Origin of the sequence: Limnohabitans sp. Hippo4 (genome assembly GCF_003063605.1) — a bacterium.
In the GTDB taxonomy this organism is placed as follows: domain Bacteria; phylum Pseudomonadota; class Gammaproteobacteria; order Burkholderiales; family Burkholderiaceae_C; genus Limnohabitans_A.
The window spans coordinates 1-16543 of record NZ_NESE01000009.1; the positions used below are offsets into that span (position 1 = coordinate 1).

The following is a 16543-nucleotide window of genomic DNA, read 5'->3' on the forward strand; positions in this document are numbered from 1 at the left end:
TACAGGCTTAAGCAAGTAATCGGTAGAAAAATTACATAAGGGTTATCCCTTGATGCTGATCTTATCCACCCTTTCATTGGCTGTGCGAAATGTAGGGTTTTGAAGGCGCGGCCAAATGCCGCATTTCAAGGCCCACAATCAAAATGTCGATCAACAGCAGGTGCAAAACTCGGCTGACCATGGGCAGGTGGGTGGCAGCGTGTTCGTTGTGCTCGGCCACCAGGGCCACGTCGGCTTTGCGGGCTAAGGGTGATTGATTGGCCGTAATGGCAATCAAACTGGCACCCCGTTGTTGAATTTTCTCCTGCAAAGCCATCAGCTCTGGCAATTTGCCGCCGCTGCTGATGATCAGTGCAACGGTCCCCGGCTGGATGGTGGACGCTGTTAAGTCTTGCAAATGGGGGTCGGTGTGCGCACCGCAAGGCAAGCCCAGTCGCAGAAACTTGGTTTGTGCATCTTGGGCCACCGCAGCGTAGTTGCCGACGGCAAACAATTCCACCCGGTCGGCGGCGCCCACCAATTCAATGGCGCGGTCAATCGATTCACGTTGCAATTCATTGCGCAGTTGCAAGATGGCATTGGCCGTGTTACCCAACACCTTGGCACCCAATTCCAGCATGGAGTCGTCGTGTGTCACTTGAGAATGCGTGATGGGCACCGACATGCTCAAACCAGAAGCCAAACGCAATTTAAAGTCGGACAGTCCCTTGCATCCAACGGATCTGCAAAAGCGAATCACGGTGGGTTGGCTCACCTGTGCGGCCACAGCAATGTCGTGAATCGGGTCGCTTAAAACGGACCTTGGTTTGGACAAGACCAAATCAGCCACGCGCTGTTCGGCGGGTGAAAGCTCGGCTCTAGAACGCCGGATCTGAGTCAGGATGGCCGAACCGGGTGAATTGAGCAAAGCCCGCAATTGGGCGTCCAAAATGGCTGAGGCGCCCATGAATGTGGCTTCGGGCGCTGTGATGACGAAGGTGGGAATGTGGGCCAAGTAATTGGTGAACCGGCCCTTTTCTTCAAAACGTTTTCTAAACCCCGAACGGTCAAAAAACGCACCCAGGCGCGGCACGATGCTGCCCCCAATGTAGATGCCCCCAGTTGCCCCCAAAGTCACTGCCAGGTTGCTGGCGGCCGTGCCCAACATGTTGCAAAACACCTCCAGGGTTTCTGCACAAAGCGGGTCTTTGTCTTCCAAAGCGAGGCGCGTGATATCGGGTGCAGACAAGGCTTTGACAGTTTGCTGATTCAATTGGGCCAAGGCGAGGTAAGTTAACTCCAAGCCCGGCCCCGATAACAAACGTTCAAATGAAACGTGTTGAAACTGTTGCCATGCAAACTGCAAGACTGCTGCTTCTCGGGCATCGGCGGGGGAAAAACTGGTGTGGCCGCCCTCAGAGCCGAGTGAGGTCCAACCGTCACCCGCAGGAATCAGGCCAGAGACACCCAAGCCAGAGCCCGACCCGATCAAACCAATCACACTGTTTTTGACGGCTTGGCCAGGGCCTACTTGTCGAAAGTCCGCAGAAGCCAAGCGAGGCAAGGCCATCGCAAGGGCTGTGAAGTCGTTCACCACTACCAAGGTTTCCAGCCCTAAGTGAGCGCGTGTTTCTTCGATGGAAAATTGCCAGTGGTAGTTGGTCATGCGAACCAGATCGCCATCCACGGGGTTGGCGATGGCCACCGCCGCATGGACCACACCTGCTGACTTCAGGCTTCCTAAATAAGCCGACATGGCGGCTTCAAAACTGGGGAAATCGGCGCATCGCAAGCTGCGTTGCTGAGAGAACTCGCCGTAACTGGTCTCGATGGCAAACCGAGCATACAAGCCGCCAATGTCAGCAATCAGGCGGGGAGAATCGAAAGCGATCATGGGTAAGTTCTAGGTTTGGCACTTGCCATTGGGTACGTGAACAGCGTCTCTTTTGTAATGTAACTACTTCAAAATGTACCTGCACTGTAACCGCATTGAGGGCAGGAATTCAAGCGGTGTTTTCCAAAAAATCAAGCAAAATAGGCGTTTTCTGAACCATCTGCTGGTTGGGGTGCCCATGTTTTTTTCCAACTTTCGTAGTAAAGCTACAGTTCTCTCGGCATGTTTGACGCTGTGGGGTGGGCTTCTGAATTCAGCGGCTGCGGGGCCAGCTTTGAAGCTGCACGTGCCTTCGCCTGATTGGCGAGATCAAATCATTTATTTCCTCATGACCGATCGGTTTGAAGACGGAAATCCTCACAACAACAACCAAGGCGCGGGGGAGTTCAATCCGCAAAAAGAATCGCATTACAGCGGTGGTGATTTGGCGGGTGTGAAAAAAAGACTTGCCTACATCCAGGGCTTAGGGGCTACGGCAGTTTGGATCACGCCGCCTGTGGCCAATCAATGGTGGAACGGTGAATATGGTGGCTACCACGGTTATTGGGCCTCCGACTTCAAACGCTTGGACCCACACGTGGGCACTTTGAAAGAGTACCAAGAACTGTCCGATGCTTTGCACCGCAAAGGCATGTACCTGGTGCAAGACATTGTGTTGAATCACACGGGTGATTTTTTCCGATACAAAAACTGGAACCCCCAAAACCCTGCGCAAGGGTTTGAGCTCAAACCTACGTCTGTGCCCATGAAAGCTCCGACGCAAGCGCCCTTTCACATGAACGATCCGCGCAATCCGGCGCACCGCGCGGCCGGCATTTATCACTGGACGCCGGATGTCAACAATTACAACGACCGACAACAAGAATTGAATTTCCAGATGTCGGGGTTGGACGATTTGAATTCTGAAAATCCAGTGGTTCGCCGCGCATTGCGTGACAGTTACGGCCATTGGATTCGGCAAGTGGGTGTGGATGCGTTTCGTCTAGACACCGCCGTGTTTGTCCCGCCAGACGCAGTCCAAGATTTTTTATACGCCAAAGACCCCAAGCAACCCGGTATGCGCATCGTGGGGCAACAAACCGGTCGCAAAGATTTTTTCACCTTCGGTGAAGGATTTGCCATCGACAAGGCGGGCGAAACCAAAGCCATGCGCAAAATTGAAGGCTACGTTCGCGATGACCAAGGCAAACCTGTGATGCAGGGCATGCTGAATTTTCCGCTCTATGGCAGTGTGGGCGAGGTCATGGCGCGAGGACGTCCAACCCAAGAATTGGGTGAGCGCATTCGCCAAATGATGAAGTTGCACAGCGACCCCCATCGCATGCCCAGCTTCTTAGACAACCACGATGTCGACCGATTTTTAAAAGGCAGCAATGAGGTGGCCTTGCGTCAAAGTTTGGCCGTGATCATGACCTTGCCCGGCATTCCAACTTTGTATTACGGCACCGAGCAAGGATTCAAGGAACAGCGAGCCGCCATGTTTGCCGCAGGTTATGGCTCAGGTGGCAAAGATCACTTTGACATCCAAGCACCGCTTTACCTCTTCACCAAAAGCCTCGCCCAAGTACGCAAGCAGCACCGTGTCTTTTCGCGGGGCGTGCCCACTGTCTTGCGTGACGATGCTGCAGGTGCGGGTGTGTTGGCCTATCGCATGGACCATGGCGGGCAATCGGCTTGGGTGATTTTCAATACCGCAGAACACCCTGTGTTGCTGGACAACTTGGACTTGATGCAAGGTTTGTCAGTGTCACAAAGACCGCGAACACTGACAGGTGTGTGGGGCGTTGAAGGCGCACAATTCAAGATGCCACAAGATGTCGATTTGCGCGCAGCACTGACGCCCACGGGTTTGTTCAACTTGTCGTTGGCACCCCGCAGTACCTTCATCTGGGTAGGCAGCACAAAGCCTGTGCTTGAAAGGCGGGAGGCCCCCACTGCCTTGAAGTTAAAGTTGCCTGCCAATTTGCCGACGCAGGTATCGGGTGATTTTGACTTGACAGGTGAATGGCCAATCACCTCCGCCGCCAACGTGGAATGCGTGTGGGTGGTCAATGGTGATTTGAAAAATGCACAGGTGATTCAGCCTGCCATGGGCGCCGCAACTCGGGAATGGCAACTGCGCGTTGACACGTCGCGTTGGCCCGATCAAACCGCCCAACGTGTGGTGCTGTTGCTGCGCCATGCACAAACCAAAGAGGTGTTGGCGGTCAGTGATGCGCAGCAGGTCTACATGAAAAAAGAGTGGCAATTGATGGCTGCAATCGATGACCCTGTGGGAGACGATCGGGGTCCGCAGGGGCAGTATGTTTACCCGCAAGACCCGACCTACGTTCCAGGTACTTTTGACATTGAAAGGCTTGAAGTCTGGTCCGCTGGAAAATCTTTGCGGCTCAAAGTGAAGATGGGGGCGATCAACCGAAGCTGGAATCCAGCCAATGGCTTTGACCACGTGGCCTTTACTTTTTTCATTGGCAAGCCCGATGCCAGCAACGGCTTGCGCGTGATGCCATTGCAGCAAGACCACTTGCCCGAGAGCACGCATTGGCATTACCGCTTGCGTGTTCACGGGTGGTCCAATGCTTTGTTTGCAGCCCAGGGTGCCAGTGCCACGGCAGAAGGAATGGCTTTGCCTGAAGGCGCCAAAATTCAAGTGGATGTTGCCGCTCGCACGGTTCAATTTGATTTGCCAGCCAGTTTGTTGGCCGATGTGACTTCGCTCAAAGGGCTTCAGTTAAGCGTGAACACATGGGACTACGACAACGGTTATCGCAAGTTGTCGCCGCAAGGTGGCGGGTCTGAGATGGGCGGTGGCCAAGCCGCGCAGCCCTTGTGGATGGACCGTGTCTTGCTTGAATTGAAACCATGAAGTTACGCTTTGGTGCGGTTGCTGCGCCTTTGTTTGTCGAATTGGGGATCGGCATTGCCGTCGGCATGCTGGGGACACGCTTCGCCGCGCATATTTCGGATGCAGCTGGCGGCGCATTTGCGCTGACCAACCATTTGTTTGGTTTGTTGTTCATGGTCTTTCGCTTGGTCGGTGCGGGCATCGGCGTTGTCGTTAGTCAAAACCTAGGCGCCAAACAATTTGCGGAAGCCGATCGTGTAGCGCGTGCTGCATTGGCAGCAGGGACATGGATGGGGGGCAGCATGGCGGTGGTGGCCTTGTTGTTTGCCACGCCTTTGCTGCAACTGCTCAATGCACCGCCTGATGTGTTGGCGCTGGCAGTGCCACTGTTGCAAGCCTTGTCATTGGCCTTGCTGTTGGATGCTTGGAATGCTTGCATGGCCAGCGTCATGCGCGCGCATTTGCGGACGCGGGAAACTTTGTGGGTCATGTTGGTGATGCATGCGGTGCATGTCAGTCTGGCTTGGCCTCTTATGCACGGTGCACCTTGGTTGAAATTCATCTCAGATTGGCCTGGTATGGGTTTGCCGGGCTTTGCGGTAGCGCTTGTCATCAGCCGCTTGGTGGGTTTGATGTTGCATTGGCTGCTTTGGCAAAGGCGTTTGAACTTGGCACCATCGTGGTCTGACTTTTGGCGTGTTCGTTGGACCCAAATGAAACACATCTTGCACATTGGCTTGCCGGGTGCTGCCGAAAATCTGTCGTGGGAATTGGCTTTCATGGTCAGTGTCGCAGCGGTCGGCGTCATGGGGACGCATGCCTTGGCCACACAGGCTTATGTGTTGCAGTTCAACATGTGGATCTTGATCAGCGGTGCTGCCATTGGCATGGCCGTTGAAACGGTGGTGGGCCATTTGGTTGGCGCTAGACATTTGCGGGAAGCACATGTCTTGGTCAAGCGCGCACAAACCATTGGTTTTGCAGTGACCACCGTGGTGGCTGTGATGATGGCATGGCAAGGGTCGAGTTTGCTCGGTTGGTTCACCAGCGACCCCCTCATTTTGGAAGAGGGACGGCGTTTGTTTTGGTGGTCTATCTTGCTAGAAACTGGCCGTACTTTTAACTTGATCGTGATCTCTGCCTTGCGCGCCACAGGTGATTCTCGCTATCCGTTTTATGCCGGCGCAGGATCAATGGCGGTGGTGTTGGCTGGTGGCAGTTGGTTGCTAGGCGTGCATTGGGGCTGGGGCCTGACGGGCGTATGGATTGCGTATGCCGCGGATGAGTGGATTCGCGGCTTGATGATGTGGCACCGCTGGGTCTCACGCGGTTGGATTCCGCATGCACGGGCGACGCATGCCCGCATGCGTCATCAGGCGCTCAATTGACCTCAAGACAAAACGTAAACGCGTGCTTCCCACGCAGCCAAGGTGTCGGGTGCCAAATGCCATTCTTCAAGCGGCAAATTGCCAATTAAGGGCGTAGCTTTTGAAATGTCAGGTAACTGCTTCAATGGCAAGCCCTGAAACTGGCTGCTGAAATTGCACAGCACCAACAATCGCACAGACGCCATTTGCCTCGTGTAAGCAAACAAAGTGGTGTGTTTGGGCAGCAGCAATTCAAATTGACCGTCGATCAGGACTGGCCATGTTTTGCGCAAAGCAATCAACTGACGGTAGTAGTGAAACAAAGAGTCTTCGTCAGAAAGTGCCTGTGCGGCATTCACTTCCGCGAAGTTGTCGTTGACTGCCAGCCAAGGCTGTCCTGTGGTGAAGCCCGCTTGCGCATCACCGGTCCACTGCATAGGGGTTCTGGCATTGTCGCGACCCTTGGCGTGAATGGCCTTCATCACCTGCTCAGGGTTTTGTCTTTTTTGGGTCACTGCAACATGAAACATGTTGCGCGTTTCAATGTCTTGGTAGGCGTCAATGTGGTGCCATTTGACATTGGTCATTCCCAGTTCTTCACCTTGGTAGATGAAGGGTGTGCCTTGCATCATGTGCAGACAAGTTGCCAGCATTTTGCCGGAGCGAACGCGAAACACGCCATCGTCACCAAAGCGAGAGATGGCTCGGGGTTGATCGTGATTGCACCAGTACAAACTGTTCCAACCTTTGCCATGCAAAGCAGTTTGCCAATGGCTCAAACTGGCTTTCAAATCGGGCAAGTGCAAAGGCTTCAGCGCCCACTTGCCTTTGCCTGGTTGGCTGTCGACGTCCATGTGCTCAAATTGAAACACCATGTTCAAAGCACCTGTTTCAGCGTCCGTGATGGCCTGTGCTTGTTCAACTGTGGCGCAAGGCGATTCACCAACAGTGATGCAATCGTAGTGGTCCAGAACTTCACGCCGCATTTCGTGCATAAAGTCCATCAAGCGTGGGCCATGCGTCACCATCTCAAATGCCGGTTGCAAAAATCCGTCTTGAACAACCGGTGCATCGGGCAATCGCGGCAAAGATTGACCTGTCGGGTCCAATTGCCATGGTTTTGAGATCATGTTGATCACGTCCATGCGAAAGCCGCCCACACCTTTTGTCAACCAGAAGTGCATTAGCGCGTACACCTCTTGCCTGACCTTGGGGTTTTCCCAATTCAAGTCAGGCTGCTTTTTAGAAAACATGTGCAGGTAGTACTCGCCCGTGGCCTCATTGAAGGTCCATGCCGAGCCATTGAAAGCTGCTTCCCAGTTGGTAGGCTCGCGCCCCTCCACAGGGTCCTGCCAAATGTAAAAGTCGTGATACGGGTTGTCGCGTGAACTGCGAGCCTGCTTGAACCACTCGTGTTCATCGGAGGTGTGGTTCACCACCAAGTCCATCATCAAGCGAATTCCGCGTGCCTTCATGCCTGCCAACATCTGGTCAAAGTCGGCCATGGTGCCAAACTCTTTCATGATGCGGCGATAGTCGCGGATGTCGTAGCCGTTGTCGTCGTTGGGAGAGTCGTACACCGGTGACAACCACACAATGCCCACGCCCAAGGCTTCGAGGTAGTCTAGCTTGGCTGTGATGCCGGGCAAGTCGCCAATACCGTCGCCATTGCTGTCGGCAAACGAACGTGGATAGATTTGATAGGCGACCTGTTGGCGCCAATCGGTTGAAACGACAGTCATGTCAGTTGGGCAATTCCACGGTGCGCTGGCAGGCCATGCCGTGGCTGTCAAACAAATGCAGTTGGTCGGGCAGCATGCACAAATTGAGTGAGGTGCCCGCGCTGGTGGTGGCGCTGCCTTCCACTTTCACAGTGGTTACGGCTTGGCCTTCGCCCATTTGCACATAGAGCAAAGACGAATCGCCCAAGCGCTCAATGTGTTGCAAGTGGCCTGCCACGTTGCTGCCTCCACCAGTGAAGGTCAATGGAATGTGCTCGGGCCGGATGCCCAATTGCACGCGTTCACCCGCTTTCAAGTGTCGTGCGTCCACCGCGGCCTTGATCAATTGTTCGCCTACTTTCACCGTGGCGTAGCCTTCTTGTGCATCGACCAAATGGCCGTGCAACAAATTCATTTTGGGTGAGCCGATGAACTCCGCCACAAACAAGCTCACAGGGCGGTGGTAAAGGTCCATGGGCGAGCCCACTTGGGCCACGCTGCCGCGCTCTTGAATCAGGGCGCCTGTGTGCAGCAGCACAATTTTGTTGGCCAAGGTCATGGCCTCCACCTGATCGTGCGTGACGTAAATCATGCTGGCCGAATTCATGTCCTTGTGCAGCTTGGCAATTTCCAAGCGCGTTTGGACGCGAAGTGCCGCGTCAAGATTTGACAAAGGCTCATCAAATAAAAACAGCTTAGGTTCTTTCACAATGGCGCGGCCAATGGCCACACGCTGGCGCTGGCCACCTGACAAAGCTTTGGGCAAGCGATCGAGCAAAGGTGTGAGTTGCAAAATGTCGGCAGCCGCCTTGACCTTGCGATCAATCTCGGCTTTGTCAGAGCCCAATACGCGCAGACCAAAGGCCATGTTTTCGCCCACCGTCATGTGCGGGTAAAGCGCATAGCTTTGGAACACCATGGCCACGCCACGCTTGGCTGGTGGCAAGTCGTTCACACGCTGACCTTCAATCAGCAAGTCACCTGACGTGATGTCCTCCAAGCCTGCCACCATGCGCAGCAGGGTGGACTTGCCGCAACCCGATGGGCCCACAAACACACAAAACTCACCTTGTTCGATGGTGAGCTTGGCGTTGTTGATCGTCAAAGGCAACTCGGGTGAGTAACGCTTGCAGACGTTTTGGAAATCAATGCGTGACATGCCGGTCTCCGATGTCAAAGGGCCAACAGCAACGCGCCGTAGGTCTCTAAATGAATGTTCTCGCCCGACACACTGCCACCGCCCAAACCTGGGATGGGCAACATCGATGCAGACTTGAAGGGCGCAGGCAAGTCTAGGATGGCTGCGCTGTCGCTAAAGTTAAATGTGCACAACACTTTTTTTCCTTCATGTTCGCGAACAAAGGCCATGACTTGTTGGTGCACGGGCAGCAAGGCTTGGTCGCCATGTAGCAAAACTTCTTGGCCTTTGCGCCAAGCCAACAAGCCCCGATAGAAGTTCAGCAAAGACTGGGGGTCTTTGTCTTGCTCAGAGACGGCCAATGTGCGATAGGCTTCTGTCAAAGGCAGCCAAGGTTTTTGCGTTCCGCTGCCAAAGCCCATGTCGGCCGCTTGGCCATCCCAAGGCATGGGCGTACGGCAGCCATCACGGCCTTTGAATTCTGGCCACATGGTGATGCCGTAGGGGTCTTGCAAATCTTCAAATGCCACTTGTGCTTCAGGCAAGCCCAGCTCATCGCCTTGGTAAAGGCAAGGCGATCCGCGCAGGCACATTTGGAAGGCTGCGGCTACACGCAGTTTGCGAACGTCGGGCGTCTCTCCGCCCCAGCGTGAACCCACACGCACCACATCGTGATTCGACAAAGCCCATGAAGGCCAACCGGTGGCATTCTTTTCGGCAAATCGCGTCATCAAATCGTGCAAGTACGTGCTGCTGCTGTCGGGACCAAGCAAGTCAAAGCTGTAAGCCATGTGCAGTTTGTCCGTACCACTGGTGTACTCGGCCATGACACTCAGGCCATCGTCGTCACCAATTTCGCCCACCATGGTTGTGTTGGGGTATTGGTCGAGCAGCGCGCGCAGTTGTTTCAAGAACCCGATGTTTTCTGGCTGAGTTTTGTCAAACTTGTGATGCTGCCAGCCGTAGGGGTTAACGTCGTTCACAGCAGGATCGTTGCCCTTCGGTTGTCCCCGTCCAGGATTGCTGCGCAATTCTTTGTCATGGAAATAATAGTTGGCCGTGTCCAAGCGGTAGCCATCGACCCCCAGTTCTAACCAAAATTTCACAGTGCCCAAAATGGCTTCTACGACTTCGGGGTTGTGATAGTTCAAGTCGGGTTGGCTACTTAAGAAGTTGTGCAGGTAGTACTGACGACGGCGTGTGTCCCATTGCCAGGCACTGCCACCAAAAATGGACAGCCAGTTGTTCGGTGGGTTGCCATCGTCTTTGGCATCAGCCCATACATACCAATCCGCTTTGGGGTTACTGCGTGAACTGCGGCTTTCTGCAAACCAGGGGTGTTGATCGGAGGTGTGCGACAGCACTTGGTCAATCATCACGCGCAGGCCTAAGTCGTGTGCTTTTTTCACCAAAGCACGAAAGTCGTCCAGCGTTCCAAACAAAGGATCGACGTCGCAATAGTCACTCACGTCATAACCAAAGTCCTTCATGGGACTTTTGAAAATGGGCGACAACCAAACGGCATCAGCGCCCAGTTGGGCCACGTAATCTAAGCGCTGTGTGATGCCAGGTAAATCGCCGACACCATCACCGTTGCTGTCGGCAAATGAGCGAGGGTAAATTTGGTAAATGACGCCGCCGCGCCACCAGTTGTTGTTAGGTGCTTTGCTCATAATTTAGAAATACAAATCAAACTGAAGAAGTTAACCCTTGACCGCGCCTGCTGTGAGGCCCGAGACAATTCGTTTCTGGAAAAAGAACACCAACAGCAGCAAAGGCACTGTGACAATCACTGAGCCTGCCATGATGGTGCCCCAAGGAATTTCAAATGCCGTGGCACCGGCGATCAAAGAAATGGCCACGGGGACTGTGCGCTCTGTGTCATTGATCACAAAGGTCAACGCAAACATGAACTCATTCCAAGCGCCAATGAAAGCCAGCAAGCCCGTGGACACCAAGGCTGGCCATAGAAGCGGCATGAAGACTTGAAAAATAATTCTGATCGGACCACAGCCGTCCATGATGGCGGCTTCTTCCAACTCGCCAGGCAGTTCTCTCATGAAGGTGGTCAAAATCCAAACTGTGAATGGCAGTGTGAAGATGGTGTAAGGCAAAACCAACCCCCAGGCTTTGTTGTAAATGCCCAGCCACTGAATCAGCTCAAACATGCCCGACAGCACCGCTACTTGCGGGAACATCGAGACCCCCAAAATACAAAGCAGTAGCAAGCCTTTGCCTTTGAAACGAATCCGGCCCAGTGCATACGCTGCAGTGACGCCTATCAGCATGGCAAAGCCAACCGTCATCACCGCCACCATGACCGAGTTGACCAAGCTTTTGCCGAAAGGCTGCACACCTTCAAACAAGGCGGCGTAATTTCGCAAGTCTGCTTGATCAGGAATGATTTGCGTGTTGAACAGGGCGGTACCAGTTTTCAATGAGGTTGAAATGGCATAGACAAATGGATAGACAGAAACCAAGACCACCAAAGCCGAAGCGAGGTAGATGAAGACTGTGGTCCCAGATGAACGGTTTGTCATTTGGCATCCTCCGACAGTTTCACACGGGCCAACTTCAAAAAGACAATGGCCGTCAGCAAGATGATCAAAAACAAGGAGGTAGAGGCGGCCGAGCCATAACCCATGTTGCCGTACTCGACCATTTCGCGGCGTACAAAGCCCGACATGCTGATGGTGGTGCTGCCGTTGGCAGTGAGCACATAGATCAAATCAAACACGCGCAGCGAATCGAGCAAGCGGAAGACGACAGCCACCAACAAAGGTTGGCGAATCAAAGGCAAGGTGATTTTCCAAAACACACGCAAAGGATGCACACCGTCTACCCGTGCAGCTTCATAACAATCTTTCGGGACCGTTTGCAGAGCCGCCAAAATCAACAAAGCCATGAACGGGGTTGTTTTCCAAACGTCCACCAACACCACAGTCCACAAGGCATAGGCCGGCTCTGCTGTCCATGCAATCTTTTGAGAAATCACACCCAGTGCAAGCAGGTAGTTGTTGATCACACCAAATTGATCGTTCAGCATCCAGCCCCACATCTTGGCCGACACAATGGTCGGGATGGCCCATGGCACCAACACGGCGGTGCGAACCAAGGCCCTGCCTTTGAACTCTTGGTTCAACAGCAAGGCAACCCCCAATCCGGTCAGCGTTTCTAAAATGACTGACACCACAGCAAAGCTGAAGGTGTTGCGTATGGAGACGCCCCAGTCACCCGCCCAGAATCCACCTTCATCATTGGGGTTGAAAAACAAACCGTATTCGCCAAAGTAGTTTTCCCAACCCACAAATTCGGCAGCCGAGATGTCGTTGATGTTGATGTCAGTAAAGCTGAACCATATCGAGCGTGCCAAGGGCCAAACTGCCACGACCAGCATCAGCAGCACCATGGGTGCCAAAAAGAGCCATGCGGTTTTAACTCTGGAATTCATGAGGCGTACTTTCCGGTATCACCAGTGTTTGCGTCTGATTTGTTTCAGGCGCGATTCGAGTTTGGTCACGGCTTCTTCGCCAGTGGTGCGTTTGGACATCACTTCGTGAGCCGCATTCCAAAAGCTTTGGCTCACTTGGGGGTATTTGAGGCCAGTGGCTGTGGTGGGCCTGGCCACACTGTTAGCGAACACGTCGGCCAAGGCCCCCATGAATTCGTTGGCTTCTAGCACTTCTTTGTCTTTATAGAGTGCAGGCAATGTGGGGTTGTACGAGCCATGAATGGCACGCGTTTTTTGCACCGCAGCGCTGGTCATGTACATCACCAAGTCGGCGGCAATGGCGGGGTGCTTGGAGTATTTGGAGACGCCCAACTGCCATCCCCCCAAAGCGGCTGCACTGGGGTTGCCTGGCAATTTGGCAACGCCCACTTTGCCTTTGACCAAGCTGTCATTTTTCTGCATCAAGGCCCATGCATAGGGCCAGTTGCGCATGAAGAGTGCATTGGCATTTTGAAAAACACCGCGCGCTTCCTCTTCCTCATAATTCAACACGCCAGCAGGACTGATGCTGCCAATCCAAGAGGCGGCCAAGTTCAAGGCCTTGGCAGCTTGGGCATTGCGAATGGTGATCTCGCCGTCCGCATTCACCACCGTGCCGCCGCCTTGTCCGCCCACCCATTCAATGGCGTTGCAAGTTAGCCCCTCATAGGCTTTGGCTTGAAAGACAAACCCATGAAAATCTGTATCGCCTTTAGCGCGCTCACCTGTTTGAACTTTCAACGCTGTTTGCGTGAGTTCTTCCCAAGTTTGAGGCACACGCAAACCATATTTTTTCAGCAAGTCGGTGCGGTAATACAGCAGGCCTGCATCGGTGTACCAAGGCATGCCTAAGAGTTTGCCGTTGACACTGTTGTTGGCAATGATGGCTGGAAAGTGCTGAGACTCAACCCCTTGGCTGTAGGGCTTGAGGTCGGCCAAATGGTCCTTCAACAAGCCCGGCCACACCGTGTCGATTTGCACCACATCGATGTCGCTCGATTTGGCTGCAAACAGCTGGCGGTACAGCGCCAGTTTTTCAGTGGGGCTGTTGGGAGGGGAGAAGTTTTTGATGGTGTTGCCTGTTTTGGCAGCCCAAGCTTGGGCATGCTTCAAACAGAATTCAACGTCGCTGCCACTTGGGCCGCATGTTATGGTGATTTCAACGGCTTGCGCGTAAAGAGATGCGCCCAGCATGCCAATGGCGAACACCCAACTTGGCAAAGTCCGCGCTAATTCTTTGTACGTCATGCGAAGTCTCCGTAAACAAAAGGGTCCTTCAAGGTTGGCCTCCCTTCACAATGAACACCACGGCACTGCGCGCTGGAATGTCAAAACCGCCTGTGCTGGCGTAGTATCGCGCCTCATGCCGAATTCGTTGATCGGCCGCTTTGGCGTCCGCCAACACAGGATGCAACTCAAACGCTTGATGCGCCAGGGCCGATGTGCTGAAGTGCTTAGCCTCAGGGGCGACATTCACAAAATAAATCAATGCGGCATAGTCCTTGAGGTCGCGTCCATTCACATGGCCGACGATCAAGCGGGGGTCTGCCTGTGCTTCAGTGTTCAAGAAAGTTAGACGATCTTGGATAGCTTGAGCCGATTTCAAACGCAGCAATTCGGTGCTTTGTCGAATCTTCAACACATCGCGAAATGCATCTCTTGTCCAAGCAATGTCCTGAGGCGTGGGCTGTAGCTTTTGATTTTGAAGCAGTGAAGTACTCAAGGCTTTTGCGCTGGCAGTGCCATTCAATTCAGGGACTGCTCTGCCGAAACCGTTGTGCTTGTAAGACCAATCCAACACGTTGAATGCATCACCTGAGTCATAACTGTTGCCATCCAAGGATTTGGATCGCAGGATGTCCATGCCTGCGTGAAAATAGGCAATGCCTTGACTGAAGGCTGTCAAAGCCGAGGCCAAATGCTGTACACGTGCACGCTCTGAGCTTGGCGTGTCCAGCGGCAACTTGTAAGCCAAGCTGTCAAACAAGGTCAGGTTGTCGTGGTTTTCGGCATAGTTCACCACTTCGCTGGGTTCGCTGGCATAACCGGTTGGTTGATCGCCATAGGGTAGGTCTTGTAAAGCCTTCACGTTGCCATCGGCCGTCACCATGCGATAGGTGCGCAAAGAGCCGGCCAAGCCAGCGCGAATTTGTGCGGCCACGTGCGCCGACTTTTCTTGGCCACTCACAAAACCTGGCATCTTGACCAAAGTTTCAACCGCATCACTGGCGCCGCCACCGCGGATGGCATCGCGCAAACGATCGTTGAACGTGCCAATGCCCGTGCCATTAAGTGACAACTGTGACGCTTGGACAAAGCGTGCACCATTCGCCACTTCACCAAAGTTCCAACCTTCGCCGACAAAGTCAATGCGTCGGCCGGTGACTTGTTGCACGCGTTCTTGCATGTCGACCATCACTTGACGCGGTTGATGCCCCATCAGGTCAAACCGAAATGAATCGAGCTTGTAATGCGCTGCCCACATCAACACCGAGTCGGACATCAACTTGCCCATCATCAGATGCTCCGTCGCGGTGTTGTCGCAGCATGTTGAACGTTCGACTTCGCCTTGTGCATTCAATCGTTGGTAGTAGCCAGGGACGATGCGATCAAGAACCGAATGAAGATGTTGCCCCGAAGCCGAGGTGTGGTTGTAGACCATGTCCATGCCAACTCGCAAACCTACTTCGTTCAAGCTCTTCACCATCTGGCGGAATTCAAGAATGCGTTTTGCGCCGTCCTCGGCATCGCTGGCGTAGCTTCCTTCAGGCGCATTGAAGTGCAAGGGGTCATAGCCCCAGTTGAAGCAATCTTGTGTGCGCATTGTGGGTGTCAATGCGACCTTGGCGTTTAGGCTGCTTTGACAGTTTCTTTCTGGGACGGTGGCAAAGTCAAAAACGGGCAGCAAATGCAAATCCGTCATGCCAGCTTGCGCCAAAGCTTTTAAATGGCGCATGCCTTGCGACTGCTTTTGTGTCAATGCCAAGTACTTGCCGCGCATCGACACAGGCACTGTTTTGTCTTGAATCGAAAAATCGCGCACATGCAATTCATAGATGCGCATGTCAACGGCGTGCTTCACCGAAGAGGGTGAAGTGTGCGTGTCCCAGTTGGCAGGTTTTAGATGCGCTGCATTCAAGTCGGCCACATAACTGCGCTGCGAGTTGGCGCTCAAACTGACCGCGTAGGGATCATTCACATGGTTGATCACGCGGCCCACTTGGGGCACAAACACTTCAACGGCATAACGGTAGTAGGACCCTTGGGGTGCCTTCTGTGTTGTACTTGACCACACGCCGCTGACGTCATCGCGTTGCAAGTCCAACTTGCCATTGGCTTTACCTCGTGCTTTGGGATACAAGCAGACGCTGACTTTCAGTGCGGTAGGTGCCCAAATCGCAAAGGTCGTTTGATCGGCAGCGTGTTTGTGAGGCTGTTGTGTGATGGTGGCGCCCAAGCGGGCGTTCAAACTGGCAGGCGCAAACAAGGTGTCCAAGGCTTTGGCCGCTTGAATTCGTGTGGCATGTTGGACTCGCCCTTCGCTGTCCTCTTGAACCAAGACCAATTGCGATGCATGGAGTCGCCGCAATTCATCAGTCGACAGCGCTGACAATTCCCTCACATCATCGTTCCCTTGAAGCGGCCAAGATTGGTCATGGCCGATGGCTTGTTGGCCCACTTGAATTTGCAACGTGCCTTTGCGAGAGGCAAGCAGGCGCCATGGGAGGGCTGATGCAGGGGTACCACGGCCCGCACCTTGGGGCCATTGAATATGAGTGGCATTTAACCAAATGGCAGCAGCGGGTAAGCGCAAGTCATTGGCTTGCAGGGTTTGATGACCCAAAGGCGCATCGCACATCGACAAATTCGCGTCGCGTGGAATGTCCGCAGCCATGCTGCTGGTCAAAGCCAGCATGGCAGGGATTGAACAAAGCGGTGCCCGCCAGGCGGGCGCGCTTGCGAAACTTGGCATCAAAAGACTCTAGGGTTTGAATACCGCAAATTATCGTAATAAAACTACAAAAAATCACCATGTAATCGATTGAATTAGGGTAATTACTGAATATCGGAAATTTTCTTAGATTGAAAATCTGTAGCTTTTCTACATT

At 53.6% G+C, this 16543-nt stretch carries 10 protein-coding genes; 2 read left to right on the forward strand and 8 right to left on the reverse strand.

Features of this window, described 5'->3' with window-relative positions:
- Positions 1–73 precede the first annotated feature (73 nt).
- Positions 74–1873 (reverse strand): glucokinase, encoded by a 1800-nt coding sequence (locus B9Z46_RS14605; protein WP_108257328.1) that lies wholly within the window; start codon positions 1871–1873, stop codon positions 74–76.
- Between the two features lie 286 nt (positions 1874–2159).
- Between B9Z46_RS14605 and B9Z46_RS14610 the strand changes: the two genes are divergently transcribed.
- On the forward strand, positions 2160–4739 hold the full coding sequence (locus B9Z46_RS14610; RefSeq protein WP_158268451.1) for an alpha-amylase family glycosyl hydrolase: 2580 nt from the start codon (positions 2160–2162) through the stop codon (positions 4737–4739).
- Entirely contained in the window at positions 4736–6106 is a 1371-nt protein-coding gene (locus tag B9Z46_RS14615; RefSeq protein ID WP_108257330.1) for an MATE family efflux transporter, read from the forward strand. Before B9Z46_RS14610 ends, B9Z46_RS14615 begins: the two co-directional genes overlap by 4 nt.
- Positions 6107–6108: 2 nt before the next feature.
- Here the strand turns inward: B9Z46_RS14615 and B9Z46_RS14620 are convergent, their stop codons facing one another.
- The 7 genes from B9Z46_RS14620 to B9Z46_RS14650 are packed head-to-tail and all read right to left on the reverse strand — an operon-like array spanning position 6109 to position 16350.
- Positions 6109–7827: an alpha-glucosidase gene (locus B9Z46_RS14620; protein WP_108257331.1), complete on the reverse strand. Its 1719-nt coding sequence runs from the start codon at positions 7825–7827 to the stop codon at positions 6109–6111.
- Position 7828: 1 nt separating this feature from the next.
- Entirely contained in the window at positions 7829–8965 is a 1137-nt protein-coding gene (locus tag B9Z46_RS14625) for an ABC transporter ATP-binding protein (protein ID WP_108257332.1), read from the reverse strand.
- Positions 8966–8979: 14 nt separating this feature from the next.
- Complete coding sequence (locus tag B9Z46_RS14630; RefSeq protein WP_108257333.1) at positions 8980–10617, reverse strand: alpha-glucosidase family protein; 1638 nt, start codon at positions 10615–10617, stop codon at positions 8980–8982.
- 30 nt (positions 10618–10647) lie between these two features.
- Entirely contained in the window at positions 10648–11484 is an 837-nt protein-coding gene (locus B9Z46_RS14635) for a carbohydrate ABC transporter permease (RefSeq protein WP_108257334.1), read from the reverse strand.
- Positions 11481–12395, reverse strand: coding sequence for a carbohydrate ABC transporter permease (locus B9Z46_RS14640; RefSeq protein WP_055359240.1), 915 nt, complete (start codon positions 12393–12395; stop codon positions 11481–11483). Before B9Z46_RS14640 ends, B9Z46_RS14635 begins: the two co-directional genes overlap by 4 nt.
- Before the next feature lie 18 nt (positions 12396–12413).
- Positions 12414–13682: an ABC transporter substrate-binding protein gene (locus B9Z46_RS14645; RefSeq protein ID WP_108257335.1), complete on the reverse strand. Its 1269-nt coding sequence runs from the start codon at positions 13680–13682 to the stop codon at positions 12414–12416.
- Positions 13683–13710: 28 nt separating this feature from the next.
- Positions 13711–16350 carry an alpha-1,6-glucosidase domain-containing protein gene (locus tag B9Z46_RS14650; protein WP_158268452.1) on the reverse strand — a complete coding sequence of 880 codons (2640 nt, stop codon included), beginning with the start codon at positions 16348–16350 and terminating at the stop codon, positions 13711–13713.
- Between the last annotated feature and the right edge of the window lie 193 nt (positions 16351–16543).